A 3,561-nucleotide genomic window follows, 5' to 3' on the forward strand; every position below is an offset into this window, starting at 1 on the left:
TCCTTGAACAGGGGACTCATGAGGAACTTCTTGTAGAGCAGGGGTTTTACAACAGCCTATATGATGCACAACTGAAGGGCCAACTCAATAGTTAGAAAAGTATATTTGTTTTCATACAGATATCATATAGTATATAAGTTGTACTTAAGTCAATGAAAGAGGTCACTCCGTGAGAAAACATAAAGGATTTAAGCTTCGTACTATTCTTGGCATGTTAGTGATAGGATCTGTACTAATAACTGCTGTACTAGGTGGTTATATGGCGTATAGTAATAACGCTAATTCTTTGTCTTCCAGCTATCTTGAAAATAACTATCACTATGCTCAAAAGTTATCCTCTAATACTAGCGACTTATTGAATGTGATGCAGAATAATATTTCGTACATTGCAGAGATCGCCGGACAAGAGTCTTTCTCACAGAAGGACCTAGATATTGTATATAGGGGTAATGATCAGTATTTCAACTCTATCATTATATCCAACTCAAAACGTGAAGTTCAGTTTATAAATCCGGGAGATACGGGCGTTGATGTGGGAACACTGCTAACATCGGATGCATCTCTTCAAGCTTCTTTAGCAAGGATACCGATGATTTCTGAGCCCTACGTAGCTGTATCAGGTCGTCTTATTCTCATGGTCTCTGCTCCAATATATAATGATAGAGGAACCTACATAGGTTTTGCTGGGGGGACATTATACCTCCAAGAGGATAATGCATTAAGTAAGTTGTTAATGGAACATTTCTACGGGAATGGATCCTATGTGTATGTGTCAGATCAGCAAGGACGACTCATTTATCATCCTATAATTGAACGCGTTAATGAGATTGTGCAGAATAATGAAGTGATTGAAAGAGGATTGTCGGGACAAAGTGGTTCTCAAAATGTCGTTAATTCAAAGGGAAAATCATTTTTTGCAGGATTTGCATATGAACCTATTAGTGAATGGGTCATCGTGTCTCAAACACCTACCGCGATCTTGGATAAGCCATTGCGAGATATGTTAATCAGTTTGTTGATCAAGGATATTCCTTTGTTTCTTATTATATTAATTGTTGCAGCACGTGTTTCTTATTATATCTCCACACCGCTATACAGACTGGCACAGTTCTCAGAAGAGGCGTTTGACTCTAAAAAAGCCAATCCGCCGTCTTTACCTAAGATATCTTCTGTGATCTATGAGGTGAATCAGCTACATAAAAGTATGGGGAAATATTTGAATTTATTAAATGAGGAAATTCAAATTGATGGATTAACGGGTCTATCTAATCGAAAAACATTCGATTTAAACATACAAGAATGGTATGAAGAGAAAATACCATTTGCTCTAATTTTGATAGACATGGACCATTTTAAACAAATTAATGATACCTATGGGCATGCAAGAGGAGACGAGGTGTTAAAGTTCGTTGCTTCTCAACTAAGGCTCGTGGCTACTCCACGGGATGTATGTTTTCGTTATGGAGGAGAAGAATTCGGAATCTTAGTCAAATTCGCTGAAAGACAGTCTGTACTTGATATGGCCGAACTTTTACGTAAAAAGATAGCTAAATCGGAATGTCCTAATGAAGATAAGGGGATTACGATATCGATTGGAGTAGCTTTATCTGATCCCTTGTCAGGTGGGCCGGAAAAGGTGATAGAGTTCGCAGACCGAGCGCTATATCAATCAAAAAAAGAAGGTAGGAACAGGACGAATATCTACGAAGATTGAGCATGAGGATATTCGTTTTTGTTGAAGAGAATTGAGTTTGAATGTAAAGGGAGCGATTATATCTATGATTAAAGCACTGATCTTCGATTTTGACGGTACGATTATTGATACTGAAACGGCATGGTACATAGCTTTTAAAGAGGCTTATATGGAATATGGTGTTGACCTGACACTTGAATTGTATTCCGAGTGTATTGGTACGAGCCTCGCTGGTTTTAATCCGTATGAATATTTAATTACAGAGAAGAAGCTTCCCATCGACCGAGAATCCTTCCGTCGTTCTGTGGATCTTCGGCATACTAAGCTTATGGAACTTGAGAAGGTTCGTCCGGGTGTATTAGAATATCTTGAAGCAGCCAAGGATGCTGGCCTTAGAATCGGATTGGCATCAAGCTCATCCATGAAATGGGTAGGGAAATATTTAGATCAATTGAATATTCGACATTATTTCGAGTGTATTCGTACGTCTGATCATGTAACCAATGTAAAGCCAGATCCTGAACTATACATACAGACGTTAGCTTGTCTTGAAGTTAAAGCGGATGAAGCGATAGCCATAGAAGATTCACTACATGGAGCAAGGGCTGCAGCCTCTGCAGGCATGCATTGCGTGGTTACTCCTAACGAAATAACAGGTTTCATGGAATTCGATTCAGTGTTTCATAGAGTGAAAAGTCTTTCTGATGTGGATTTTGTACAACTCATTCACCATACATTTAATAGTAGGAGTTAGTAGAGATGACGCTTTTTGTGAATGAATCTGGGAACAAGATGGGTCCAATGCTTGTATTTATACATGGAGCTGGCGTGAGTGGTTGGATGTGGGATAAGCAGGTGGAATATTTCAAAGAACATTACTACGTAGTAGTGCCTGATTTGCCCAGTCACGGTAAAAGTCATGATAAGGAGTTTACAACGATACATGATGCGGCCCAAGATATCGCTGAAGTCATCAGAGATAGAGATTACGGACAGTCTATTACAATCATTGGTTTTTCTTTAGGTGCGCAAATAGCGTTAGAGATGTTAAGCATGAATGGCATCCGTATGGATCGTGCGATTATAATTAGCGGGCTTGTGACACCTATGAAATTCACTCGTTGGATCACGAAACCGTTAGTTCGCATTTTCATGCCATTAACAAAAAATAGATTCTTTTCAAGGTTACAAGCTAAGGAATTATATATCGGAGATGAATATTTCGAACTATATTATCAGGAATCTGCGCTAATAAGTATGGATTCGCTCCTTACTATTCTTAATGAAAATATGTCGTATTGCTTACCTCAAGGGTTCAATCAGGGTAAAACAAAGGTCTTAGTTCTAGTAGGAGCTAAGGAAAAGAAACAGATATTGAAATCTTCTAATGTTATTAGTAGCAGTAGTGAATATTGTGAAAGAGAAATTGTTCCCAATATTGGCCATGGAATATCATTAGCAAATCCGGCGCTATTTAACCATATGATAGAAGCTTGGATAAGATGAGATATAGTCAGCTTGGAAGAATCAGATGAAGTATCTTTAATAAGACAAGAATAAGCTAGTACGGAATGATAGTAACAATCATCCATACTGGCTTATTCTTGTTATGTCTAGAATTTAAAGTCTTTTCCGTTTATAGAAGGTAATGAACAAACCGGAAAGGAGTAGGAGAACTAGTGTAATGCCGACTGTGAGTGCTTCTTTTACAGTGCCTTTTGGTTGAGCACTTTGCTCACCGAAACCGCCCATACCGCCAACCATTCCACCGCGACCACCACCCATACCATCGGGTCTATCGCCTCCCATTTGGCCTCCAGGAAAGCCACCACCTTCGAAATTCTGTCCATCAGCAGGAGCAGTTGGAG

Annotated in this window: 3 protein-coding genes and 1 pseudogene; 3 read left to right on the plus strand and 1 reads right to left on the minus strand. The window is 39.0% G+C overall.

The window, feature by feature from the left end:
* The first annotated feature begins 169 nt into the window (after positions 1 to 169).
* The 3 genes from PBAT_RS22415 (at position 170) to PBAT_RS22425 (ending at position 3,199) form a co-directional block, all read left to right on the plus strand.
* Complete coding sequence (locus tag PBAT_RS22415; RefSeq protein WP_188017003.1) at positions 170 to 1,714, plus strand: sensor domain-containing diguanylate cyclase; 1,545 nt, start codon at positions 170 to 172, stop codon at positions 1,712 to 1,714.
* Positions 1,715 to 1,778: 64 nt separating this feature from the next.
* On the plus strand, positions 1,779 to 2,447 hold the full coding sequence (locus PBAT_RS22420) for an HAD family hydrolase (RefSeq protein WP_068651224.1): 669 nt from the start codon (positions 1,779 to 1,781) through the stop codon (positions 2,445 to 2,447).
* Positions 2,448 to 2,452: 5 nt separating this feature from the next.
* Complete coding sequence (locus tag PBAT_RS22425) at positions 2,453 to 3,199, plus strand: alpha/beta fold hydrolase (RefSeq protein WP_068650980.1); 747 nt, start codon at positions 2,453 to 2,455, stop codon at positions 3,197 to 3,199.
* Between the two features lie 114 nt (positions 3,200 to 3,313).
* On the opposite strand, the pseudogene PBAT_RS25710 reads toward PBAT_RS22425, so the two are convergent.
* Positions 3,314 to 3,561: pseudogene (locus tag PBAT_RS25710) on the minus strand (CotH kinase family protein); the annotation flags it as partial.

The organism is Paenibacillus antarcticus, from assembly GCF_001637225.1.
Taxonomy (GTDB): Bacteria; Bacillota; Bacilli; order Paenibacillales; family Paenibacillaceae; genus Paenibacillus_AQ; species Paenibacillus_AQ antarcticus.

Bases quoted from the DNA above. Each gene is read 5' to 3' on its own strand.
- PBAT_RS22420 (WP_068651224.1), top strand. From the start codon at position 1,779: ATGATTAAAGCACTGATCTTCGATTTTGACGGTACGATTATTGATACT.
- PBAT_RS22425 (WP_068650980.1), top strand. From the start codon at position 2,453: ATGACGCTTTTTGTGAATGAATCTGGGAACAAGATGGGTCCAATGCTT.